We start from the raw sequence: 24,483 nt of genomic DNA on the forward strand, positions 1-24,483 counted from the left end.
CGGTGGGGCGCACGTGCCGGAGCGCCTCAACTGCGAGGCAGGTGCTCCTCGAGGAACGTGACGACGTCGTGCAGTTCCGTCGAGGAGATTCCGTGCCCGACGCCGGGGTAGGTCCGGGCGGACAGGGTGGTGTGCTCCCGGGCGAACGATTCCAGGCGTTCCCGCGCCGCCGGCGGGATGATCGGGTCGGCCGGATCGACCCCGGTGAACACCGGCGGGCGGATCTGGGCCAGCGCCTCATCGCCGCCGTGCAGGCCGGGCACCACGAAGCCCGAGAGCAACGCAGCACAAGCGAAGGCCTCCGGTTGGTGACGCAGCATCTGCAGGCACATCGCCGCACCCTGACTGAATCCGAGCAGGCCCACCGGGCCGGCGGTGCGCACCCGGGCATGGGTGTGCTCCAACCAGCGCAGCACCCCACGGGTGGCGGCGTCGGCCAGGGCAGGGTTCGGCGCGGCCAGTCGCTCCGGGTCGAGGGGGAACCATGCGTAGGAGCCACTCAACCCTTGCAGGGGCAGCGGTGCACGCAGACTCGCCATCAGGTACCGGTGACCCAGGGCCTGGAACAGGCTCGCCAGGTCGTGTTCGTTGGAGCCGAACCCGTGCAGCATCACCAGCAGTGGCCGTTCGGCCAGGGCACGCGACCGGTCCGGCTCCGGCACGGACCAGAGGACCGCTCGATCGTCCACGGGCAGGTGGGTCGGGGGAGCGGTCATGGGCGCCAGTCTAGGAGTCCGCCGGGCACGGTAGGCCCTGTGGCTGGTATTCCGAGGTGGCTGCGGACCGGCGCGGGTGCGCGTGCACGGCCTCGGGGTTTGCGCGGCGACGCCGGGGGAGAAATGACCCGGGCCGATGTCGGTGCGAGGTCGTACTGTGGTCGCATGCGACCTGTGACCGATCTGCAGCGGGCGGTAGCGCCCTTCGAGGTGGTCTCGGACTTCACCCCTTCCGGGGACCAGCCGACCGCCATCGCCGAACTCACCGAGCGGCTCAACGCCGGGGAGAAAGATGTGGTGCTCCTGGGTGCCACCGGTACCGGGAAGTCGGCGACCACGGCCTGGCTGATCGAACAGGTGCAACGCCCCACGCTGGTGATGGCCCCGAACAAGACGCTCGCGGCGCAACTGGCGAACGAGTTCCGTGACCTGCTGCCGAACAACGCGGTGGAGTACTTCGTCTCCTACTACGACTATTACCAGCCCGAGGCCTACGTCCCGCAGTCCGACACCTACATCGAGAAGGACTCCTCGATCAACGACGAGGTGGAGCGACTGCGGCACTCAGCGACCAACAGCCTGCTCACCCGCCGGGACACGGTGGTCGTGGCCTCGGTCTCCTGCATCTACGGATTAGGAACACCGCAGGAGTACGTGGATCGGATGGTGCCGCTGGAGGTCGGCCAACAGATCGAGCGGGATGACCTGCTGCGCCAGTTCGTGCAGATGCAGTACACCCGAAACGACATGGCGTTCACCCGGGGCACGTTCCGGGTGCGCGGTGACACCATCGAAATCATCCCGGTGTATGAGGAACTAGCGCTACGGATCGAGATGTTCGGGGATGAGATCGAGGCGCTGTACACCCTGCATCCACTCACCGGGGACGTGGTCCGTCAGGAGACCCAGACCTACCTCTTCCCCGCCTCGCACTACGTGGCCGGCCCGGAGCGGATGGAGCGGGCGATCGAGTCGATCGAGGACGAACTCACCGCGCAACTGCAGGTCCTGGAGTCACAGAACAAACTGCTCGAAGCCCAGCGGCTGCGGATGCGCACCAGTTACGACATCGAAATGATGCGTCAGATCGGTAGTTGCTCCGGGATCGAGAACTATTCCCGCCACATCGACGGCAGGCCGGCGGGGTCGGCACCGCACACATTGCTGGACTACTTCCCGGAGGACTTCCTGCTCGTCATCGACGAGTCGCACGTCACGGTGCCCCAGATCGGGGCGATGTTCGAGGGTGATATGTCCCGCAAGCGCACCCTGGTCGAGCACGGGTTCCGCCTGCCCAGCGCGATGGACAACCGGCCGCTGCGCTGGGAGGAGTTCCTGGACCGGATCGGGCAGACGGTCTATCTCTCGGCGACCCCGGGGCCGTATGAGCTGTCCCAGTCCGACGGGGTGGTCGAGCAGATCATCCGGCCCACCGGGCTGGTGGACCCCCAGGTGGTGGTCAAGCCGACCCAGGGCCAGATCGACGACCTACTCGCCGAGATCAACGCGCGCGCCGAGCGCGATGAGCGGGTGTTGGTCACCACCCTGACGAAGAAGATGGCCGAGGACCTGACCGACTACTTCCTGGAGAAACAGGTGCGGGTGCGATATTTGCACTCGGAGGTGGACACCTTGCGCCGGGTGGAACTACTCCGGGAACTGCGCTCGGGGGTGTTCGACGTGCTGGTCGGGATCAACCTGTTGCGTGAGGGACTGGACCTGCCCGAGGTCTCCCTGGTGTCCATCCTCGATGCGGACAAGGAGGGGTTCCTGCGCTCGGGGACATCCTTGATCCAGACGATCGGGCGCGCGGCCAGGAACGTGTCCGGCCAAGTGCACATGTACGCCGATGGGATCACCGACTCCATGCGTGCCGCGATCGAGGAGACCTCCCGGCGCCGGGAGAAGCAGGTCGCCTACAACAAGGCCCACGGCGTGGACCCGCAGCCGCTGCGCAAGCGCATCGGGGATATCACCGACATGCTCGCCCGGGAGGACATCGACACCGCCGAACTCCTGTCCGGTGGCTACCGTCAGCAGGGCAAGGGCCGCGGCCAGGCACCGACTCCGCGCAGCCAGACCACCGGACGGCAGGCACTGGCTGGTGCGGCCGCATCGGATCTGGCGGGGCTGATCCAGGAACTCTCCGATCAGATGCACACCGCTGCCGAGGAACTGCAATTCGAACTGGCCGCACGGCTACGAGATGAGATCGCCGATCTGAAGAAGGAACTGCGACAGATGAGCGAGGCGACCGCCTGAGCGCGCTCAGTCGCGGGACGTGCCGTCGGCTGTGGATTGCTGCTGCGCTCCGCCGGAGTCATGACCAGGTGAGCCCGGCAGCGCTCCGACCAGGAGCGGGCGCGCGGGCGCCTGTTCGACGCCCGCGGCCTCATAAGCCTGATACTCATCGAGTGTTTCATGCTCCAGCAGCGCCGCCACGATGGCATCGAGCTTGGGCCTGTGCTCGCGCAGCAGGTGCCTGGCGGCGTCGTAGCACGAAGCGATCAGGGCCCGGACCTCGTCGTCAACGGTGGCGAGCAGTTGGTCCGAGGCCCCGGACTGGCGGGGATCACCTTCGCGCGGGTACACCTGGATCGGCCCTACGGTCGGTGACATTCCCCATCGGCCCACCATCTGCCGCGCTATCGCGGTGACCTGCTGGAGATCGGACTCGGCACCGGTGGTGATGACACCGAAGATCTCCTGCTCAGCCGCCATACCGCCTAGGGCGCCAATGATGCGGCCCTTGAGGTAGTCCACGTCGTAGCCGTACCGATCGGTCTCGGGGGTGGACAGGGTCACGCCCAACGCGCGGCCACGGGGGATGATCGAGACCTTCCGCACCGGATCCGCACCAGGTTGCAGCATACCGAGCAGGGCATGTCCGGCCTCGTGATAGGCGGTGCGGACCCTCTCCTCCTGGGGCATCACCATCGAACGTTCGCTGCCGAGTTGGACCTTCTCCAGGGCGACCGCGAAATCGCGCGCGATCAGTGCGGTACCGCCGCGCTCGACGGCCAGGATGGCAGCCTCGTTGGCCAGGTGGGCCAGGTCGGCGCCGGTCATGCCCGGGGCTGACTTCGCCACGTCCTCCAGGGTCACGTCCGGGCCCAGTGGCTTGCCGCGGGTGTGGACCTCCAAAATCTGTCGGCGGCCCACTTGGTCCGGAGCCGAAACGGTGATCTTGCGATCGAACCGTCCGGCACGGGTGAGCGCGGGGTCGAGCATGTCCGAACGGTTCGTAGCCGCCAGCACCACGACTCCTTCGGAGCCGCTGAATCCGTCCATCTCGGTGAGGATCTGGTTCAGGGTCTGTTCCTGCTCGGTGTTGGACCCGGAAGCCTGTGGTCCTGAACGGGCGCGACCAATGGTGTCTATTTCGTCGATGAAGATGATCGACGGGGCCACCTTGCGCGCCTCTTCGAACAACTGGCGGACCCGCTGGGCCCCGACGCCGACGATCATCTCGACGAACTCCGAACCACTGGCAGAGAAGAACGGTACGTCCGCCTCGCCCGCGGTTGCCCTCGCTATCAGCGTCTTTCCGGTGCCGGGCTGCCCCTCCAGGAGCACGCCCTTGGGCAACTTCGCACCCAGGTTGGTGTAGCGGTCGGGCTCCTTCAGGAAGGAGACCACCTGCGTGAGTTCGGCATTGACCTCATCGATACCGGCAACGTCGTCGAAATTCACCCGGACCGACTCGGGCTCAACCGGTTTGACTTTCTTGGAGCCGCTGCCGAGCAGACCTTCGCCCCCCATGCCCCCCATCGCCTTGGCCTGACGCCGGAAGAGCCATACCCAGAAGGCCACGATCAGGGCCAAGGGCAACAGGGAGATGAGCAGGTTGGACAGGATCCCGCGTTCCTGCACGAGCGGGGTGGCCGCCACCACGGCGCCGTGCTGCTCCAACTCGGAGAGCAGATCGTCCTGTGCGAAGGTCGGGCGTTCGGTGACGAACTCGGTGTAGGTGCCCCCGTCCTCGGGCAGTTCGGCGGCCTCGATCAGTACGCCCTCGATGGTGTCACCCCTGGAGAACACTGTCTCGACGTTGCCCTCGCCAACCTGCTCGGTGAATTCGGAGTACGGGATGGTCGTGACCCGCGAGGCCAACTGGTCCTGGGTCGTGGTCAGGCCGAACAGCACCAGCCAGCCGACCACCACCAGGACCAGCATCCGGCCCCAGCGGAACCGCGGCGGCTGGGGGGAGTCCGGCAGGCCCTCGGTGCGCCAGTGGGGCGGAACATCCTGGGCGTCTCGCCCTACGTCGCGCCCGGGCCGACCGCCGTCGTTCCGTCGGCGGTCCTTAGGCGCGTCACCTGCGCGGTCGGCCTCTGCCATCGTCGTACCTCCTTGGTCCGACTTCCCATTTTAGGGCCCACCTGAGCCAATGCTCACGGATGACGCTATCTCTACCTTCACGAGCACCTGTGATCAATCTGTGACCAAGGGATCCTTGACCCTGCGCGGTGGTGAGAATATCTTTCACGTAAGCGCGCCGAGGCGTGAGAGGAATTTTCATGAGGTCAGAGTCGTCGCTTTCCGCCGATACACCCGTCCGGGTGATCGAGCGGATCGAGGCGCTGCTGCCGCAGATGTCGGAGACGATGGCCAAGATCGGCATACTCCTGTTGGCCCAGCCCACGGCGCCGTTGGAACTGTCGATCACCGACCTCGCTGACCGGGCAGGCACTTCGGCTGCCACGGTGACCCGGTTCTGCCGGCTACTGGGGTTTGGAGGCTACGTGCAGTTCCGCGTGGCAGTCGCGGCTGATTCCGCCCGGACGCCCGATGAGGAGCGTCGCGCCGACATCGGCCGCAGTCTGCGACCGGACGACTCCGCCCAGGACGTGCTGCGCAACGTGCTGAACGCCCACGAACGCTCTCTGCGCGCCACCGCCGCGCTGCTTGACCTGGAACTCTGCGGTCAGGTGGCCGACCGGATCGCAGGCGCCCGTCACCTCGACATCTATGGGACCGGTGGCAGCGCGGCGATGGCATCGGAACTGCGGAACCGGCTCTATCGCATCGGGGTGAACGCCCACTCCTGGGGAGATGTGCACGCAGGCCTGGCCAGCGCCTCGATCCAGGATGAGCACACCGTGGCGATCGGGATCTCCAACTCCGGGCTGACCAGCGAGACGATCGAGATGCTGGGGCGGGCGAAGTCATCTGCGGCCTACACCGTGGCCATCACCAACCGGCTCACCTCGCCTCTGGGCCAACTGGCTGATGCCTGCCTGATCGCCTCGGTACCCGAGCGGTACCTGCACCCGGCGGACCTGTCGGCCAAGCACTCGCAATTGTTCGTCCTGGACCTGCTCTACCTGCTGGTGGCCCAGCGCAACTACGACGCCACCCTGGAGCGGATCGCCGCCTCGGCCGCCGCGGTGCTCGGTCACCGCAGGCCCGGTCGGACCGACCGCCTTGCCGAGCGGCCGGACCGGCGCGAACGTCCGGCCCAGGCGGTGCCGCAGTGAGCGATCAAGGCGGTCCAGGCCCGGTACACCACACACGCATCCACCCCGACCCGGCTGCGGCAGAGCCCGCCGCAGCGCGAAACCCCGAAGAAAGGTGTCAGTGATGACCAGCAACGGTACGTCGATGAAGCGACGTAGCATTTTGATTGCCGCGATGGGCGCGCCCCTGGGCGTGACCCTCGCCTCCTGTGCCACTGGCGGCTCCGACGGTGATCCGACCGAGGACCCGACGGAGGATGGCAACGGCGAGGCGGAAGAAGTCGACACGGAGAACCCGTTCGGCGTGGACGAGACGTCATCGGTGGAGGCGGTGATCTTCGACGGTGGCTACGGCATCGACTACGTCGAGTTCGCCGCGGACATCATGGCGGAGCGGTTCCCCGACATGAATTTCGACGTTTCCGGCACCGTCAACATCGCGCCGGAACTGCAGCCCCGGTTCGTCGGTGGTGACCCACCGGACCTGATCGACAACGCCGGTGCCCAGCAGATCGGCTTCACCACGATTCTCAACCAGCTCGAGGAACTCGACGACGTCATCGACGCTCCGAACCTGGAGGGTGAGACGATCCGGGACACCCTGTTCGACGGCGTTCTGGAACCGGGCACCTTCGGTGGCCGGCTCGTCGCGATCAACTATGTGCTGACCGTCTACGGCCTCTGGTACTCCGGGTCGCTGTTCGAGGAGTACGGCTGGGAGCCGCCGACCACCTGGGATGAGGCCAAGGAACTCGGGGCGGCAGCCCAGGACGAGGACCTGTATCTGTTCGTGTGGGGCCAGGAGGCTGCGACCTATTACCAGACGCTGGCCATCGACTCGGCGATCAAGGAGGCCGGCGACGAACTCCGACTGGCCCTGGAGAACCTGGAGCCGGATGCCTGGAGGCACGAAGCGCTCCAGGAGGTCTTCCAGCACATGAAGGACATCGTGGACGCCGGCTACTTCCTGCCCGGTGGTTCCGGCACTCAGTTCACTGCTGCGCAGGCACAGTGGTCGCAGGAGCAGCAGGCGATCCTGTACCCCTCGGGCTCCTGGATCGAGAACGAAATGTCCGACCAGACCGCCGACGGCTTCGAGATGCGCGGATTCCCCGCGATGTCGTTGACCGACAGTCCGGCACTGGGTGCAACGGCGCTCCACTCCACCGCTGGTGAGCCGTTCATCGTTCCCGCCGACGCCGCGAACCTTGCGGCCGGCAAGGAACTGCTGCGCACGATGCTCTCTCGTGAGGCGGCGGAGTACTTCGCTCAGGAGAAGCTGGCTCCGACCATCGTCGCCGGCACCGTACCCGAGGATGGTTTCGGATCCACCGCACTGGTCTCCCAGACGGACATGCTGGAAGCGGCCTCCGGAGCGATCTACACCCACGACTTCGTCAGTCGTTATGGGATGAACCAGGAGATGCTGGTGCACTGGAACTCCTTCCTGGATGGCCAGACCAGCGTGGACGAACTCACTGAGGCGCTGCAGTCGCAGAGCGACCAGATCCGTGAGGACGACTCGATCGAGATCATCGAGGTGACGTGACTGCCACCAGCCAGGACCCAGGGCGTGCCCTGGCCGTCACGGCTGGGCCGACGCCGGGGGGTATCAAGACCCCCCGGCGTCGTCGGCGCCACCCGCTGACTTTGGACTACATCAGCTTCTTCGTGATGTTCCTCGGCCTGCCCCTGGGCCTGTTCCTCGTCTTCGTGATCTGGCCGTTCGCGCAAGCGGCCTACTACTCGGTGACCAACTGGACCGGCTTCACCGCCGAGTTCGACGTGATCGGTATGTCCAACTACGTCCGGTTGTTCAACGATGATCTGTTCCGTACCGCCGTGTGGAACAGCACCCGCCTGGCCCTGGTTGTGCCGTTCGTGACGATCACGATTGCGCTGATCTTCGCCAGTCTGATCACCGTCGGTGGTGCCGGTAGGGGCAATGTGCGTGGCCTGGCCGGATCGGACTTCTACCGGGTGGTGTCCTTCTTCCCGTACGCGATCCCGGCGATCGTGATCGCGCTGATGTGGCGGTTGATCTTCGACCCGAATATCGGTCTGATCAACGGGATCCTCACCGCCTTCGGATTGGACCAGTTCGAGTCCTATCCCTGGTTGGGCCGGGTTGCCACCGCGATGCCGGTGACGATGTTCGTGATCATCTGGGGCATGGTCGGGTTCTACATGCTGTTGTTCATCGCAGCGATCAAGGGGGTGCCGGCCGAAACGTTCGAGGCTGCCCGCCTGGACGGGGCCGGTCGGTTCCGGACCATCCGCTCGATCATCTTGCCGTTGATCCGCAACAACGTGCAGACGGCCTGGATCTACTTGGGCATCATCGCCCTGGACGGCTTCGTCTACGTCCAAGCCCTCAACCCCAGTGGCGGTCCGGCGAACGACACCCTGGTGATGTCGCAGTACCTGTTCCGCACGGCCTTCACCGACGGACGCTTCGGGATCGCCAGCGCGATGGGCGTGGTGCTGGCCCTGGTGACTTTGCTCTTCGCGGCGATCGTCTTCAGCGTCAACCGTCTCCTCGGCGGACGCGATGAGAAGGGAACATCCTGATGAGCCTGCAAACCGAAGCCAGGCCCCCGGCAGCGGGGGCGGTGAAGGTGCGTCACCGTCGCGAGGACGGCCGGGACCGGGTGGTGATGGGCAGCGCCCACGTCGTGCTGGCGATCTGGGCCATTATCGTGATCCTCCCGATGCTGTGGACGTTGATGTCCTCGTTCAAGACGAACACGGCCATCTTTTCGTCCCCGTTCGCATTGCCGACGGGGGTGAACCTGGACAACTTCGTCACGGCGTGGACCCAGCACGGGATCGGGGGGTACTTCGTCAACACCGTCCTGGTGGTGGGCGGAGCACTGTTCCTCGTGATGCTGTTGGGGGCGATGTGTTCCTACATCCTGGCCCGGTATGAGTTTCCCGGGCGCAGGGGCATCTACTACATGATGCTCGCAGGGCTGACCTTCCCGGTGTTCCTGGCCATCGTGCCGTTGTTCTTCGTCATGGAGAACCTGGGCATCCGCAACACCCTGCCCGGGCTGATCGTTGTGTATGTGGCCTTCGCACTTCCGTTCACGGTGTTCTTCCTGTACGCCTTCTTCCGCAGTCTGCCGGTGGAGATGAGCGAAGCAGCGCAGGTCGACGGCGCCGGGCATTGGCGGACGTTCTTCTCGGTCATGCTGCCGATGGCGGTACCGGGGATGGCCTCGGTGGCGATCTTCAACTTCCTCGGGCTCTGGAACCAGTACCTGCTCCCGGTGGCGCTGAACACCAACCGGGACAACTGGGTACTGTCCCAGGGCATCGCCTCCTTCGTCAGTTCGGCCGGCTACCGCACCGACTACGGCGCCATGTTCGCCGCCGTGGTCATCACGGTCATCCCGGTGCTGGTCATCTACGTCATATTCCAGCGTCGCCTCCAGGGGTCGGTTGCCCAGGGAACCATGAAATAGTCCGCCCACCCCGTTCTCCCGCGGCCCGCGGGAGGACGGGCCCACCCCCACGCAGCGGCGAGTCTGCCTCGCCGGCGATCCCGAGGAGTCGGCTGGTTGCGCACCAGCGTTGTGCCGAACATGACAAGTCACCACGCCCCCACCCCACCTGATCGAACGATCGACGCACTGGCCACCGAACAGGTCGATCCCCGCCACCAGGGCCTCGACCTGGCTCCCACCCTAGAGGTGATGGCGGCGATGAACGAGGCGGAGCAGCAGGTCCCGGCAGCGGTGGGCGCGGTGCTGCCGGCGATCGCGGCGGTGGTCGACGCCGTCGCGGATTGCCTGCGGGCCGGTGGCCGCCTGTTCTATTTCGGGGCCGGGACGTCCGGGCGGCTCGGAGTGCTGGACGCGGCCGAGTGCCCACCCACCTTCCACACCGATCCCTCCTTGGTCCAGGGCATCATCGCCGGTGGCCGCACCGCCATGTTCGACGCCGTCGAGGGGGCCGAGGACTCCCCGGACCAAGGCGCCCAGGACGTTGCCGCCGCCTCGGTGCGAGCCGGTGATGCGGTGGTGGGGATCGCAGCCAGCGGGCGCACGCCCTATGTGCTGGGTGCGCTCCGTGCTGCCCGCGAGGCCGGAGCGCTGACAGTAGGACTGGCCTGTAACACCGGATCGGAACTCGGCCTCGTGGTCGATCACGCACTCGAGGTAGCGGTCGGACCGGAGGTGCTGGCCGGCTCCACCAGGTTGAAAGCGGGATCGGCCACCAAGCAGGTGCTGAACATGATCTCCACCGGGGTGATGATCCGGCTCGGCAAGACCTACCGCAACCTCATGGTGGACGTATCGGTGACGAACGCGAAGTTACGGGACCGGGCCGAGCGGCTGGTGATGGCGGTCACCGGTGTGGATAGGGCGCAGGCGAGCCGAGCGTTGGATGAATCGGATCTGCGCGTTCCGGTGGCGGCGCTGATGATCCGGCACGGACTGGACCGGACCGGCGCCGAGCAGGCGCTGGACCAGGCCGGGGGGGTGCTGCGGCAGGCGTTGGAACAGGGCTGATCAGGCCCGATCCACCCATGCCTGGGCCAACTCCACCACGGCCCGGCGCAACCCCATCACCGTGAACGCCGAACGGTAGGGGTGCACCCGGTTCGTCAGCAGGACCACCGACAGTTCCCGGGCCGGGTCGATGACCAGCGAGGTGCCGGTGAATCCGGTGTGCCCGAGAAGCCCGTCGGCGTCGACGCCCATGAATGAGGCGTCGCCCACCCGTAGACCGACGGCCTGGCCGAACCCGGCGGCGACGCGCCCGCGGGCATCGAGCAGATCCGTGCTGAGGAGGTTGCGCATGGCGTCATCGATCGGGCCGGTCGCGGTACGGATCGCCTCGGCGAAGGTCAGGACATCGGCAGCGGTGGCGAAGACCCCGGCGTTCCCGGCGCCGCCCAGCACCCACGCGGCCTCGTCGTGCACCTGGCCGCGCACCAGCCCCCGGGCCGGGTCGTCCTGGTACTCGGTGGGCACCACCCGGTCGGGTTCGGCGGGGTGGTAGCCGGTATCGGCCATGCCCAGGGGGCCGGTGACCTCCCGCGCCAGCAACTCCGGCAGCGGTTGCCCCGTGGCCTGCTCGAGCAGGAGGCCGAGTACCTGGTAGCCCACGCACGAGTAGCTGTGCACGCGGCCGGCCCGATGCCGCAGGCGCTGGGCGAGCACCACCGCGACCCGCTCGCCCCGGTGCGCCGGAGTGTCCCAGTGCTCGAACATCGCGGGCAGGCCGGAGGTATGGATGAGCAGGTGCCGCACCAGCACGTCCTCGCGCCCGTCGCCGGTGAACGCCGGCAGGTGCCGCACCACCGGATCCTCCAAGCCGATGACGCCGGAGCGCACCTGGGTCAGCGCGGTCACCCCGACGAGCACCTTGGTCAACGAGGCGAGGTCGAAGACATCGCCGGGACCCAGCGGGCGTGGGTCGGCGAGCAGGCCGCCGTCGGGCGTGAAGAGTTCAGCGGCACCGGCGTGCGCCGTCGCCACGACATGACCCCGGTGAGCGATCACCGCGTGCGCAGCCGGTGTACCCCTTCGTGGTTCCGCACCCGGCTCGCCGTGGTGACCCGGTGGCGTGACCGGGGCGCGCGCGGCCAGCGTCGCCGAGTCCAGAGCCCGTTGCAGGGTCGCCTCCAGGCCGTCCATCACGTCTGCCGGTACTTGGCAACCGTGTCGTAGGTGTCCCGGAGCGCCGCGACCGAGTCATCCAGCCGGCGCTGGGCCACACCCACGAAGACACAGTCCACCAGCACGAGTTGCGCGGTCCGCGAGGCCATCGGACCAGCCCGGAACTGGGATTCGCGCACGCTGGTGAACAGGCTGAGGTCGGAGGTTGTGGCGACCGGAGACCCGGCCACGTTGGTGATCCCGACCGTGGTGGCCCCCCGGCTCTTGGCTGCGGCGAGAAAGCCGATCACCTCCGTGGTCGTGCCACGGTGGGAGAGACCGATCGCCACGTCGCCGGGCCGCATCAACGCGGTGGACAGGACCGCCTCGTGGCCGTCGACGAAGTGGGACGAGTGGCGCCCGATCCGGAAGAGCTTGCGGTGCAGGTCTGCCGCCGACCAGCCGGACGCGCTGACGCCGTAGACGGAGATGCGGTCCGCTCGGTCGATGGCGGAGACCACCTGTTCCAGGACCCCGAGGTCCAGTTTCGCGATGGTCTCCTCGATGCCCAGGCTCTCGGTGAAACCGATGGTGGCGATCATCGACCCCAGGGACGTGTCGTCGGCCTCCGCGCCCCCGGTCAGATCCGCACCGTGGAAGGAGGTGTCCAGACGGCGCGCATCCTCGCGGCCCATCTCGGTAGCCAGGGCCAGGCGCAACTGCACGTAGCCGTGCAGCCCGAGGGTACGACAGAACCGCACGATCGTGGTCTCCGACGTCGACGAGCGGCGCGCGAGTTCGGAGATCGTGCCTTCCAGGACCACGTGGGGGTCGGTCAGGATGACATCGGCCACTCGCTGCATCGAAGGGGCCAGGAAGCCGCGTTTGGCCTGGATCTGGGACTGGATGCTCACGTGAAGGCCTCCGGGTGGTGGATTCGAGCTAGCGAGCCCGCGTGATGTACGAAGGTTACCCTCGGTCGGCTCGCTACGGAGCTCGTTGACCAACCGCGGCGCTCCCGCTGTGATGGAGGTGACAGGGGCGTGCGGGTGTCGAACTGCGCGGGCACCTGTTAGCGTGAGCCCGTTGGAGGGGAGTATCCCGACCATGGCGGCGTCGTCATCACGATGAGCGTAGGTGTCCATCCGGTGCCGCCAGCCCACGAGTGTGGGTGGGAGAGACCTCCGGTGCCCATCATGAGTGTCGCCGGAGGTTAGGTATGGATGTGCCCCTGTGGGTGTGGGGTGTCACGGTCGGGGTCATCGTGGCCATGCTCTTGGTCGACTTCCTTGGTCACGTGCGCAAGGCGCATGAGCCCCAGTTGAGGGAAGCGGGCCTCTGGTCTGCCGCTTACGTGCTCATCGCGCTGATCTTCGGCGTCGTGGTGTGGGTCACCTGGGGCTCGGAGTACGGCCAGCAGTACTTCAGCGGCTACGTGCTGGAGAAGTCACTGAGTGTGGACAACCTGTTCGTGTTCGTGCTGATCCTGTCGAGTTTCCGGGTGCCGCGGCAGTACCAGCAGAAGGTGCTGTTGATCGGCATCGTCATCGCGCTGGTGCTGCGCACGATCTTCATCTTCGTCGGCGCCGCCGCGGTCAACGAGTTCGCCTGGATCTTCTACATCTTCGGCGCGTTCCTGATCTGGGTGGCGATCGGTCAGTTGCGCCAGGATTCCGAACAGGAGGGGGAGTACCAGGAGAACGCCATGCTGCGGCTGGTGCGCCGGCTGTTCCGGACCACCGACGACTACGCCGACGACAAACTCTTCGTCCGGCAGGACGGCCTCCTGTACGTCACCCCGATGTTGATCGTGATGATCGCGATCGGGTCTGCCGACGTCCTGTTCGCGGTGGACTCCATCCCCGCGATCTTCACCGTCACCCAGGAGACCTACCTGGTCCTCACCGCGAACGCGTTCGCACTGCTGGGCCTGCGCCAGCTGTACTTCCTGATCGACGGGCTCCTCGACAAACTCGTCTACCTGCATTACGGACTCGCCGCGATCCTGACGCTGATCGGGGTGAAGGCCATCATCCACGCTCTGCACGAGAACGACCTGCCCTTCCTCAACAGCGGTGAGCCGATCGAGGTGGTGCCGGAGATCCCGACGAATGTTTCCCTGCTGGCGGTCCTGAGCATCCTGATCGTCACCACGGTGGCCTCGTTGACGATCGGACGCCGGCGGAAGGGTAAGCCCAAGCCGGTGAAACCACCGCGGGCACTGGGGAACTGAAGATTGCTCAGTCGTCCTCGAACGGCCCGAAAACCGGCTTCCAGGCACGCAGGGTACGGTGCGTGATCAACTTGGCCCGCTGGAACGGGTCCTCGTCGAGCAGGCGGGACACCTCGGCGTCGGACTCGCCGCGCAGGATCAGCAGGGCACCCGGGGCCGCATTGTCCAGCCATGGACCGGAGGCCAGGAGCGTGCCCTCGTCGTGCAGTCTCCCGAGGAACTCCCGGTGCGAGGGCCGCAGTTCGTTCAGGTCCTCGGTGCGCTGGACGTCATAGATGTACTCGACGGCGAAGATCCTCATGCGCCGACCTTAGTACGCGAGGCTCACCACCGGCGTTCGCGCCAATGGTCCAGTTCGGGACGTTCGGCGCCCAGGGTGGTGTTGTCGCCGTGCCCGGGGTGGACCACGGCATCGTCGTCGTAGACGTCGAAGATCCTGGTCTGCACATCGGTGAGTAGTGAGTCGAAGTCCTCCTCGCTCGTGGTTCGGCCCACCCCCCCGGGGAACAGGCTGTCGCCGGTGAAGAGGTGCACCACCCCGCTGCTGGTGTCGGTCCAGGCCAGCGCAACCGACCCGGGGGTGTGTCCGCGCAGTCCGATCACGTCCAGATGCTGCGCGCCCAGCCGCACGCGGTCCCCGTGCCGGAGGTGACGGTGCACGGGCACGGGCAGCGCCGCGGCGTCGTCGGCTCCTGCCAGGGCGGGCGCACCGGTGTGCTCGACCAGGGCCGGGAGGGCCCGGTGGTGGTCCCAGTGCTGGTGCGTGGTCACGATCGCGGCGACCTCGCCGGCGGGGCCGGGCTCGGCGAGCAGTGCGCACAGCCGGTCGGCATCATCGGCGGCGTCGATGAGAAGGTGCGCTCCGGAGGAAGTCTCGGTGAGCAGGTAGGCGTTGTTGTCCTGCTCCGATACCGAGGCCTTGCGGATCTGCACGACGCCCAGGTCCCACGCGATGCTGGGACCTCCGGGCTCGGCGTGGCCGGGGACGAAGGCTGCGGAGGTGTTCATCGACCCATTGTGCCGGTGTGGCCGGTGCACCGCAGGTGACCGGCGGGTGCGGTGTGGCCGGTGCACCGCAGGTGACCGGCGGGTGCGGTGTGGCCGAACACACGCAGTCGAACAGTTGTACGATGTCGGTGCCAGCGTTTACCATTGGTGACGTGAGTGACCACCTCCTGATCCGCGGCGCGCGGGAACACAACCTGCGCAACATCAACCTCGACCTCCCCCGGAACCAGCTGATCGTCTTCACCGGGCTGTCGGGTTCGGGGAAGTCGTCGCTGGCCTTCGATACGATCTTCGCCGAGGGGCAGCGCCGGTACGTGGAATCCCTGTCCGCCTACGCCCGCCAGTTCCTGGGGCAGATGGACAAGCCGGACGTCGACTTCATCGAGGGGTTGTCACCCGCAGTCTCGATCGACCAGAAATCCACCAACCGCAACCCGCGCTCCACGGTGGGCACGATCACCGAGGTGTATGACTACCTGCGGTTGCTGTACGCCCGGGCCGGTACCCAGCACTGCCCGGTGTGTGACGAGAAGATCATCGCCCAGACCCCGCAGCAGATCGTGGATCAGTTGCGGCAGATGCCCGAGGGGACCCGGTTCCAGGTGCTCGCTCCGGTGGTCCGTGGCCGCAAGGGGGAGTACGCCGACCTGTTCCGTGACCTGGGCGCACAAGGATTCGCCCGGGCTCGGGTCGATGGTGAGACCGTTCCACTGGCAGAACCGCCCACGCTGGAGAAGAACCTCAAGCACACCATCGAGGTGGTGGTGGACCGGCTGGTGGTCCGGGAGAACATCCGCCAGCGACTGACCGATTCGGTGGAGACCGCGTTGCGGCTCGCGGAGGGACTGCTCCTGGTGGACCTGGTCGACGCCGAGCCGGAGGACCCGGAGCGGGTGCGCCGGTTCTCCGAGCGCCGGGCCTGCCCGAACGACCACCCACTGACACTCGATGAGATCGAGCCGCGCACCTTCTCCTTCAACGCACCCTACGGTGCCTGCCCCGAGTGCACCGGGATCGGGACCCGCCTGGAGGTGGACCCGGATCTGGTCATCCCGGATGAGGACCTGACGTTGGCCGAGGGTGCCGTGGCGCCGTGGACCACCGGGTCGGCGGCCTACTTCGAGCGGGTGCTGGGCGCCCTGGGCGAGGAACTCGAGTTCTCCATGGACGTGCCGTGGCGGGCCCTGCCGAGGCGCGCCAGGGAAGCGATCCTGCACGGCAAGGACCACAAGGTGCACGTGCGCTACCGCAACCGGTGGGGCCGGGAGCGGTCCTACTCCACCGGCTTCGAAGGGGTGATCTCCTTCATCGAACGGCGCCACTCCGAGACCGATTCGGACTGGTCCCGCGAACGCTACGAGGGCTACATGCGGGAGGTACCGTGCCCGGCCTGCCATGGGGCGCGATTGAAACCCGAGGTGCTCGCGGTGCGCGTCGGCGGCAAGTCCATCGCCGAGGTGTGCAGTCTGCCGATCGACCAGGCCAAGGAGTTCCTGGACGCGCTCGAACTGAGCCCCCGCGAGGCGGCGATCGCCGGCCAGGTGCTCAAGGAGATCCACGCCCGGATGGGCTTCTTGCTCGACGTCGGGCTCGACTACCTGTCGATGTCCCGGGCCGCGGGGACCCTCTCCGGAGGGGAGGCCCAGCGGATCCGGCTGGCCACCCAGATCGGCTCGGGCCTGGTCGGGGTGCTGTACGTGCTGGACGAGCCGAGCATCGGGCTGCACCAACGTGACAACAGGCGTCTGATCGACACCCTCAGCCGGCTGCGTGACCTGGGCAACACCCTGATCGTGGTCGAGCACGATGAGGACACCATCCGGACCGCCGACTGGGTCGTGGACATCGGGCCGGGAGCGGGGGAGTTGGGCGGACGGATCGTGCACTCGGGTAGTTACGCCGACCTGCTCACCCAGGAGGACTCGGTGACCGCGGCGTATCTGGCCGGGCGACGGGAGATCCCGATCCCGGCCCAACGGCGCGAACCGGACCCGAAGCGCCAGATCGTGGTGCACGGGGCGCGGGAGAACAACCTCAAGTCCGTCACCGTGCCCTTTCCGCTGGGCTGTTTCATCGCCGTCACCGGGGTCTCCGGCTCCGGTAAGTCCACGTTGGTGGACTCCATCCTGTACAAGGTGCTGGCGAACGAACTCAACGGGGCACGCACCGTTCCGGGCCGACACAAGCGCGTCACCGGCCTGGAGACCCTGGACAAGGTGGTGCACGTGGACCAGAGCCCGATCGGGCGGACCCCGCGCTCCAACCCGGCCACCTACACCGGGGTGTGGGACCACGTGCGCAAGCTCTTCGCCGAGACCCAGGAGGCGAAGGTGCGCGGGTATACCCCGGGCCGGTTCTCCTTCAACGTCAAGGGTGGTCGCTGTGAGGCGTGCTCGGGTGACGGCACGCTGAAGATCGAGATGAACTTCCTGCCCGATGTCTACGTGCCATGCGAGGTGTGCCACGGGGCCCGGTACAACCGCGAGACCCTGGAGGTGCACTACAAGGGCCGCACGGTGGCCGAGGTGCTGGACATGCCGATCACCGAGGCCGCGGACTTCTTCGCTGCCGTGCCCGCCGTGGCCCGGCACCTGAAGACCCTTGTCGATGTGGGCCTGGGGTACGTGCGGTTGGGTCAGCCCGCCCCCACCCTGTCCGGCGGTGAGGCTCAGCGCGTCAAACTCGCCTCGGAGTTGCAGAAGCGCTCCTCCGGCCGCACGGTCTACGTGCTGGACGAGCCGACCACCGGGCTGCACTTCGAGGACATCCGCAAACTCATGGGTGTCCTGCAGGGCCTGGTCGACAAGGGCAACACCGTGGTGGTGATCGAGCACAACCTCGATGTGATCAAGAACGCCGACTGGGTGATCGACATGGGTCCCGAGGGCGGCATCGGTGGTGGCACCGTGGTGGCCAGCGGCACACCCGAGCAGGTGGCCCAGGTGGGGGCGAGCCACACCGGCAGGTTCATCGCCGAGATCGTCGGCACCGACGCGGTCGTGCGGACGAAGCCGATCACGCTGGTGGCCACCCCGTCGCGGCCGAAGGCACGCTCGGTCCGGCGGGCCACCAAGGCACGGTCCAAGAAGAGCGCCTGAGCCGCCCTTACCCCGGCGCTGACCGGGCGCGGGTCGAACTAGGGTGGAACCGTGGCTGATCCCTCGACCTACCGTCCCCGTCCCGGGGAGATTCCCGAGTCACCGGGGGTGTACCGCTTCCTGGACTCCCACGGGCGGGTCGTGTACGTGGGCAAGGCGAAGAACCTGCGTTCGCGCCTGTCGAGTTACTTCGGCAACCTCGCCGGCCTGCACCAGCGCACCCAGCAGATGGTGACCACCGCCGCCTCGGTGGACTGGACCGTGGTGAACACCGAGGTGGAGTCCCTGGCGCTGGAGTACGCCTGGATCAAGGAGTTCGACCCCAGGTTCAACGTCAAGTACCGCGACGACAAGTCCTACCCGTTCCTTGCCGTGACCATGGGTGAGGAGTTCCCCAGAGTGCAGGTGATGCGCGGCGCGAAGCGGCCCGGCACCCGCTACTTCGGTCCCTATTCCCACGCCTGGGCGATCCGGGAGACGGTGGATCTGCTCCTGCGGGTGTTCCCGATCCGCTCCTGCTCGGCGGGGGTGTTCAAACGGGCCAAGGCCGCCGGGCGCCCGTGCCTGCTGGGCTATATCGGCAAGTGCTCGGCCCCGTGCGTGGGCTGGATCTCGCCGGAGGAGCACCGGGATCTGGCCGAGGACTTCTGTGACTTCATGGCGGGGACCACCGCGCAGTTCGAGCGCCGCCTCGAGGCGCAGATGCGCGCGGCGGCGGCCGAGCAGGACTACGAGCGTGCCGCACGGCTGCGCGATGACCTGGGCGCCTTGCGCAAGGTGGTGGAGAAGAACGCTGTGGTGCTGCCCGATGGCACCGACGCCGACGTGTTCGCGATGGCCGCCGACGAACTGGAGGCCTCGGTCCAGGTGTTCCACGTCCGGGGCGGGCGGATCCGCGGCCAGCGTGGGTGGGTCACCGAGCGGGTGGAGGACCTGTCCGAGGGTGAGTTGGTCGAACGGCTGCTCCAGCAGGTCTACGGGGGCACCACCGATCCGCAGGCGGTACCCCGGGAGGTGATCGTTCCGGCCGAGCCGGACAACCTCGCCCAGGTGCAGCAGTGGCTGCGGAGCCTGCGCGGGGCGAACGTGAGTGTGCGGGTGGCACGGCGCGGGGACAAGCGGCGGCTGGCCGAGACGGTGGAGGCCAACGCCCAGCAGGCTCTGGCGTTGCACAAGACCCGCCGCGCCGGTGACCTGACGGCCCGATCCCACGCGCTGGCCCAACTCCAGGAGCAGCTGGATCTGCCGACCTCACCTCTCCGGATCGAGTGCTACGACATCTCCCACACCGCCGGCAGTGAGCAGGTGGCCTCGATGGTGGTGTTCGAGGACGGCCTGGCCCGTAAGAGCGAGTACCGCCACTTCGTGGTCCGCGGCGCCCACGGCGACGGTGCCCGCGATGACACCGAGGCGATGTATGAGGTGCTCAGCCGCCGCTTCCGGCGCTACCTGGCCGGGGTGCTTGGGTCGGGAACCGAGGACGACGACGTCGCTGCCGCAGTGGAGGACGGTGCCCCCGGGCCGGATCCGTCGGTTCCGCGTCCGGACCTGCTCACCCAGCCGCACGCCGACCCCGGAAGCACGGCGCGGGCGGCCTCGGTGCCCGACCAGGCACCACCCCGGGCCCTCACACCGGGGGAGGCGTCGTCGGCCGCCCCAGCGGCACGGCCCCAGAAACGGTTCGCCTACCCGCCGCAACTGGTGGTGGTCGACGGCGGCGCCCCCCAGGTGGCCGCTGCGGTTCTAGCATTGGACGACCTGGGCATCGAGGATGTCTCCGTGGTGGGCCTGGCCAAACGGTTGGAGGAGGTGTGGCTACCGGGCGAGGACTACCCGCTGGTGCTGCCCCGCACCTCCGACGCTCTCTTCTTGCTCCAGCGCATCCGGGACGAAGCACATCGCTTCGCGATCGCCCACCACCGAAAGCGGCGCAGCAAGGCGATGACCCGCTCGGTGCTCGATGCCATCCCCGGCCTGGGGCCGGCCCGTCAGCAGGCGCTGCTGACCGAGTTCGGGTCGGTGAAGAAACTGCGCGCCGCGTCGGTGGACCAGATCCTGGCCGTGCCCGGGATCGGGCCGGGGCTCGCCCGAACCGTCCATGCCGTGCTCAATCCGACGCCGGGCACGGGCGGCGTCCCGAACCCGCCACCTGGTGGCGATGGCGTGAGAACCTAGTGGCATGAGTACCGAAGAGCCGGGGGATCAGGCGCCCTCCACGTTCCCCCGGGGAATCCCGCTGCTGGAAGAGCAGACGCCGCCTCCGGAGGACACCCGGCCGGAGATCATCATCATCACCGGCATGTCCGGAGCCGGGCGCTCCCGCGCCGCTGCGGTGCTGGAGGACATGGACTGGTACGTGGTGGACAACATGCCACCCCGGATGCTGCTGGCCCTGGCCGGGATGATGACGTCGAACGAGGGCGGGGTACGCCGCCTGGCCGCGGTGGTGGATGTGCGTTCCCGGGAGTTCTTCGCCGACCTGATCGAGGTGCTCAACGACCTTCGCCGGCGCGGTGTGGAGTACCGGCTCATCTTCCTCGACGCCGGCGACGAGGTCCTGGTGCGCCGGTTCGAGCAGGTCCGCCGCCCGCACCCGCTGCAAGGGGAGGGCAGGCTCCTGGATGGGATCAAGGAGGAGCGCGGGCTGCTGGACAACCTGCGCAGACGCTCCGACGTGCTGATCGACACCTCCAACACCTCGGTGCACGACCTGGCCCGTGCGGTACGCGAACTGCTTGCCGAGGAGAGCGACCAGAGCCTGAAGATCACCGTGGTGTCGTTCGGTTTCAAGTACGGACTCCCGCTGGACGCCGACCATGTGGTGGACGTGCGATTCCTGTCCAACCCCTATTGGGTCACCGAATTGCGCCACCTCACCGGCAAGGACGAGCCGGTCCGGGACTACGTCCTGTCCCTGCCCGGGGCCTCCGACTTCATCACCCGGTACATCGATGCCATCGAGCCGGTGCTGGACGGGTACCTGCGCGAGCAGAAACCGTACGTGACCATCGCGATTGGATGTACCGGAGGTAAGCACCGGTCCGTCGCGCTGAGCGAGGCGATGGCCGCGGAGTTGCGATCCCGCGGCCAACGCGCCGGTGTCATCCACCGCGACCTGGGCCGGGAATGACGGCGGCACCGACGTCACCACGGGGCCCGGGCGGCAGACCGGACCCGCTGAAGGTCGCTGCGTTGGGCGGGGGGCACGGCCTCGCCGCGAGTCTGCGCGCACTGAGGCACGTGACCAGCGACGTCACCGCGGTGGTGACGGTGGCAGATGACGGCGGATCCTCGGGCCGGCTGCGCCAGGAACTGGGCGTGCTGCCCCCCGGGGACCTGCGGATGGCGCTGTCGGCACTGTGCGACGAGTCCGACTGGGGGCACACCTGGAGCGACGTTCTGCAGCACCGATTCACCTCCTCCGGGCCGTTGGACGGGCACGCGCTGGGGAACCTGCTGATCGTCTCGCTCTGGGAGCTGCTCGGCGATGAGGTCTCCGGTCTCGATTGGGTGGCCAAACTCCTCGGTGCCGAAGGCCGGGTACTGCCGATGGCGGCGGTGCCCCTGGAGATCGAGGCGGACGTGAAGTTGCCCAACGGGCAGGAGGCGCTGGTGCGCGGCCAGTCCAGGGTGGCGGTGACCTCCGGGGTGGTGCAGCGGGTCCGGCTGATCCCCGTGGACCCGCCGGCCTGCCCTGACGCTGTGCAGGCGATCCGGCAGGCCGATGTGGTGGTGCTCGGACCGGGCTCGTGGTTCACCTCGGTCATGCCGCATCTGATGGTGCCCGAGATCGCCGAAGCGCTGCACGAGGCACGCCTCACCCTGACGCTCAACCTCTCCGCGCAGCAGGGCGAAACCACCGGCTACACCGCGGTGGATCACCTGCACTCGTTGCAGTCTTACGCACCCGGGTTGAAACTGGACACTGTGATCGCCGACCCCGCATCGATCGAGGACCTGGACGAATTGCAGAGCCACGCCAGAACCCATGGGGCCCGGCTGCTGCTACGGCAGGTCGGCCAGGGTGACGGTGGTCCCTATCATGACCCGCTGCGGCTCGCGGCGGCGTATCGTGATGCGTTCGACCGGTTCCTTGGCGACGTAGGGGAGAAGTCTGGATGAGTGGCAGGATGACGCTCATGTCTTTGACCACGGACCTGAAGGATGAACTGGCCCGGCTGAAGGTGGACCGGGTCTCGGCTCGCAAGGCTGAGGTTTCCGCCACCCTTCGGTTCGCCGGTGGCCTGCACATCATCTCCGGCCGGATCGTGATCGAGGCCGAACTGGACGCCGGGATCGCTGCCCGCCGCTTGCGCCAGGCAATCAATGAGATCTACGGGCATACCTCCGAGGTGATCGTGGTCTCCGGGGGTGCCCTGCGCCGGGGGAACCGCTACGTGGTGCGGGTGGTCCGCGAAGGTGAGGCACTGGCCCGCCAGACCGGTCTGCTGGACTCCCGCGGCCGGCCCGTGCGTGGCCTACCCCCGCAGGTGGTCTCAGCGAGCGTAGGTGACGCCGTCGCCGCCTGGCGGGGAGCGTTCCTGGCCCGCGGGTCCCTGACGGAACCGGGCCGTTCCTCGGCGCTGGAGGTCACCTGCCCGGGCCCGGAGGCCGCCCTGGCCCTGGTGGGCGCCGCGCGCCGGTTGGACATCATCGCCAAGGCGCGCGAGGTGCGAGGGGTGGACCGGGTGGTGATCCGCGACGGGGACGCGATCAGCGCCATCCTGACCCGGATGGGCGCCCACGACGCGGTCCTGGTCTGGGAGGAACGGCGGATGCGCCGCGAGGTCCGCGGCACCGCCAACCGGCTGGCAAACTTCGACGACGCGAACCTGCGTCGGTCGGCCCAGGCAGCGGTGGCCGCCGGAGCACGGGTGGAACGGGCCTTCGAGATCCTCGGGGAGGACGTGCCCGAGCACCTGCTCCAGGCCGGCCGGCTGCGCCTGGAGCACAAGCAGGCCTCTCTTGAAGAACTCGGTCAGCTCTCCGACCCCCCGCTGACCAAGGACGCCGTAGCCGGGCGGATCCGCCGGCTACTGGCGATGGCAGACAAGCGCGCCTACGAACTGGGCGTGCCGGACACTGAGGCGAACCTGACCCAGGAGATGCTCGACATGTAGGACGCCCGGCGGCTGGGACCTTTGTCACAAGGTGTCCCGCCACACACGGGTGTAGCGTTAACCGTGGGGCACACACCGGCACCAGCCGGGTGTGTGCCACGTCCGAGGCCGGGCCCACAGGCCCGCCGACTACCGCACAGGACGCGCCTTTCGCGCGACGAGGAGGACATAGTGACCATTCGCGTCGGAATCAATGGCTTCGGTCGTATCGGACGGAGTTACTTCCGCGCCGTGGCCGAGAGCGGTGCCGACATCGAGATCGTCGGTGTCAACGACCTGACCGATAACAAGACCCTTGCCCACCTGCTCACCTGGGACACCGTGCTGGGCAAATTCGGCCAGGAGGTCGGGTTCGACGACGAGAACATCATCGTCGGCGGCAAGAAGATCCGGGCGCTGGCCGAGAAGGACCCCGCCGCGCTGCCGTGGGGCGAACTCGGTGCCGACATCGTGATCGAGTCCACCGGCCTGTTCACCGACGGCACCAAGGCGAAGGCGCACCTGGACGGCGGTGCGAAGAAGGTGATCCTGTCCGCCCCCGGCAAGAACGACGACGGCATGTTCGTCATGGGCGTCAACCACACCACCTATGACCCGGCGAACCAGCACATCATTTCCAACGCCTCCTGCACCACCAACTGCATCGCGCCGCTGGCCAAGGCGATGCACGAGGCCGTGGGCCTGGAGCGCGGCCTGATGAACACCATCCACGCCTACACCGGGGACCAGAACCTGCAGGACGGACCGCACAAGGACCTGCGCCGGGCCCGCGCAGCGGCACAGAACATCGTGCCCACCACCACCGGTGCGGCCAAGGCCGTCGGAAAGGTGCTACCGGAACTGGACGGGCGGTTGGACGGCTTCGCGCTGCGGGTACCGGTCATCACCGGTTCGGCCATCGATCTGACGTTCATCGCGTCCCGGGATACCACGGTGGAGGAGATCAACGCCGCCGCCAAGGCCGCCGCCGAGGGCAACCTGGCCGGCACGATGCAGTACTCCGAGGACCCGCTGGTGTCCAGCGACATCATCACCAACCCCCACCAGAGCATCTTCGATGCTCCGATGACACGGGTGATCGGCAACCAGGTGAAGGTGGTGGCCTGGTACGACAACGAGTGGGGCTACTCCACCAGTCTGGTGAAGTTGACCAACTACATCGGCGAGCAGCTCTGAGAGCAGTGACGGTCACCGCGCCCGCGTGCACGATGCACGCGGGCGCGGTTGTCTGAGACTGCAC

General features: G+C 67.5%; 19 protein-coding genes. 13 read left to right on the plus strand and 6 right to left on the minus strand.

Translation table 11 applies throughout. The features are described from left to right. Positions 1–26: 26 nt before the first annotated feature. Positions 27–716 carry an alpha/beta hydrolase gene (locus tag ACO0LU_RS08430; RefSeq protein ID WP_424790924.1) on the minus strand — a complete coding sequence of 230 codons (690 nt, stop codon included), beginning with the start codon at positions 714–716 and terminating at the stop codon, positions 27–29. Positions 717–881: 165 nt separating this feature from the next. Here ACO0LU_RS08430 and uvrB point away from each other — a divergent pair, with 165 nt between their 5' ends. Beyond that, the gene (uvrB, locus tag ACO0LU_RS08435) at positions 882–2,978 is read left to right on the plus strand and encodes an excinuclease ABC subunit UvrB (protein WP_424790925.1); all 2,097 of its coding nucleotides are present in this window, start codon (positions 882–884) and stop codon (positions 2,976–2,978) included. 6 nt (positions 2,979–2,984) lie between these two features. Here the strand turns inward: uvrB and ftsH are convergent, their stop codons facing one another. Then, positions 2,985–5,057, minus strand: coding sequence for an ATP-dependent zinc metalloprotease FtsH (gene ftsH, locus ACO0LU_RS08440; RefSeq protein ID WP_424790926.1), 2,073 nt, complete (start codon positions 5,055–5,057; stop codon positions 2,985–2,987). A 179-nt stretch (positions 5,058–5,236) separates the two neighbouring features. On the opposite strand from ftsH, the gene ACO0LU_RS08445 reads away from it, so the two are divergent. The 5 genes from ACO0LU_RS08445 (at position 5,237) to murQ (ending at position 10,692) form a co-directional block, all read left to right on the plus strand. Continuing rightward, entirely contained in the window at positions 5,237–6,196 is a 960-nt protein-coding gene (locus ACO0LU_RS08445; protein WP_424790927.1) for a MurR/RpiR family transcriptional regulator, read from the plus strand. Between the two features lie 103 nt (positions 6,197–6,299). Then, entirely contained in the window at positions 6,300–7,724 is a 1,425-nt protein-coding gene (gene ngcE / locus ACO0LU_RS08450) for an N-acetylglucosamine/diacetylchitobiose ABC transporter substrate-binding protein (RefSeq protein ID WP_424790928.1), read from the plus strand. Further along, positions 7,721–8,746 carry a carbohydrate ABC transporter permease gene (locus ACO0LU_RS08455; protein WP_424790929.1) on the plus strand — a complete coding sequence of 342 codons (1,026 nt, stop codon included), beginning with the start codon at positions 7,721–7,723 and terminating at the stop codon, positions 8,744–8,746. The genes ngcE and ACO0LU_RS08455 overlap by 4 nt, the downstream gene beginning before the upstream one ends. Then, entirely contained in the window at positions 8,746–9,642 is an 897-nt protein-coding gene (locus ACO0LU_RS08460) for a carbohydrate ABC transporter permease (protein ID WP_424790930.1), read from the plus strand. Before ACO0LU_RS08455 ends, ACO0LU_RS08460 begins: the two co-directional genes overlap by 1 nt. 120 nt (positions 9,643–9,762) lie before the next feature. Further along, positions 9,763–10,692, plus strand: coding sequence for an N-acetylmuramic acid 6-phosphate etherase (gene murQ, locus ACO0LU_RS08465; RefSeq protein ID WP_424790931.1), 930 nt, complete (start codon positions 9,763–9,765; stop codon positions 10,690–10,692). On the opposite strand, the gene ACO0LU_RS08470 is transcribed toward murQ, so the two are convergent. Then, entirely contained in the window at positions 10,693–11,823 is a 1,131-nt protein-coding gene (locus ACO0LU_RS08470; protein WP_424790932.1) for a serine hydrolase domain-containing protein, read from the minus strand. It lies immediately after the preceding gene. After that, positions 11,823–12,698 (minus strand): MurR/RpiR family transcriptional regulator, encoded by an 876-nt coding sequence (locus ACO0LU_RS08475; RefSeq protein ID WP_424790933.1) that lies wholly within the window; start codon positions 12,696–12,698, stop codon positions 11,823–11,825. The genes ACO0LU_RS08470 and ACO0LU_RS08475 overlap by 1 nt, the downstream gene beginning before the upstream one ends. A 305-nt stretch (positions 12,699–13,003) precedes the next feature. Here ACO0LU_RS08475 and ACO0LU_RS08480 point away from each other — a divergent pair, with 305 nt between their 5' ends. Continuing rightward, the gene (locus tag ACO0LU_RS08480; RefSeq protein WP_424790934.1) at positions 13,004–14,017 is read left to right on the plus strand and encodes a TerC family protein; all 1,014 of its coding nucleotides are present in this window, start codon (positions 13,004–13,006) and stop codon (positions 14,015–14,017) included. A gap of 7 nt (positions 14,018–14,024) precedes the next feature. On the opposite strand, the gene ACO0LU_RS08485 is transcribed toward ACO0LU_RS08480, so the two are convergent. Both ACO0LU_RS08485 and ACO0LU_RS08490 read right to left on the minus strand, forming a co-directional pair. Continuing rightward, a complete protein-coding gene (locus ACO0LU_RS08485; RefSeq protein ID WP_424790935.1) occupies positions 14,025–14,318 on the minus strand; it encodes a YciI family protein in 294 nt (97 codons plus the stop codon). Between the two features lie 23 nt (positions 14,319–14,341). Continuing rightward, positions 14,342–15,025, minus strand: coding sequence for an MBL fold metallo-hydrolase (locus ACO0LU_RS08490; RefSeq protein ID WP_424790936.1), 684 nt, complete (start codon positions 15,023–15,025; stop codon positions 14,342–14,344). A 152-nt stretch (positions 15,026–15,177) separates the two neighbouring features. Here ACO0LU_RS08490 and uvrA point away from each other — a divergent pair, with 152 nt between their 5' ends. The 6 genes from uvrA to gap all read left to right on the plus strand — a co-directional run bounded on the left by uvrA (position 15,178) and on the right by gap (position 24,419). Beyond that, positions 15,178–18,123: an excinuclease ABC subunit UvrA gene (gene uvrA, locus ACO0LU_RS08495; protein WP_424790937.1), complete on the plus strand. Its 2,946-nt coding sequence runs from the start codon at positions 15,178–15,180 to the stop codon at positions 18,121–18,123. 51 nt (positions 18,124–18,174) lie between these two features. Then, positions 18,175–20,298 (plus strand): excinuclease ABC subunit UvrC, encoded by a 2,124-nt coding sequence (gene uvrC / locus ACO0LU_RS08500; RefSeq protein WP_424790938.1) that lies wholly within the window; start codon positions 18,175–18,177, stop codon positions 20,296–20,298. 4 nt (positions 20,299–20,302) lie between these two features. After that, positions 20,303–21,253, plus strand: a complete 951-nt coding sequence (gene rapZ, locus ACO0LU_RS08505; protein WP_424790939.1) for an RNase adapter RapZ — start codon at positions 20,303–20,305, stop codon at positions 21,251–21,253. Beyond that, positions 21,250–22,245 carry a gluconeogenesis factor YvcK family protein gene (locus ACO0LU_RS08510; RefSeq protein WP_424790940.1) on the plus strand — a complete coding sequence of 332 codons (996 nt, stop codon included), beginning with the start codon at positions 21,250–21,252 and terminating at the stop codon, positions 22,243–22,245. The genes rapZ and ACO0LU_RS08510 overlap by 4 nt, the downstream gene beginning before the upstream one ends. Positions 22,246–22,262: 17 nt before the next feature. Beyond that, positions 22,263–23,243, plus strand: a complete 981-nt coding sequence (gene whiA / locus ACO0LU_RS08515) for a DNA-binding protein WhiA (RefSeq protein ID WP_424790941.1) — start codon at positions 22,263–22,265, stop codon at positions 23,241–23,243. A gap of 171 nt (positions 23,244–23,414) precedes the next feature. Beyond that, the gene (gene gap / locus ACO0LU_RS08520) at positions 23,415–24,419 is read left to right on the plus strand and encodes a type I glyceraldehyde-3-phosphate dehydrogenase (protein ID WP_424790942.1); all 1,005 of its coding nucleotides are present in this window, start codon (positions 23,415–23,417) and stop codon (positions 24,417–24,419) included. The last annotated feature ends 64 nt before the right edge of the window (positions 24,420–24,483 follow it).

It is taken from the genome of Pseudactinotalea sp. Z1748 (genome assembly GCF_049725185.1).
GTDB lineage: Bacteria > Actinomycetota > Actinomycetes > Actinomycetales > Beutenbergiaceae > CALKWS01.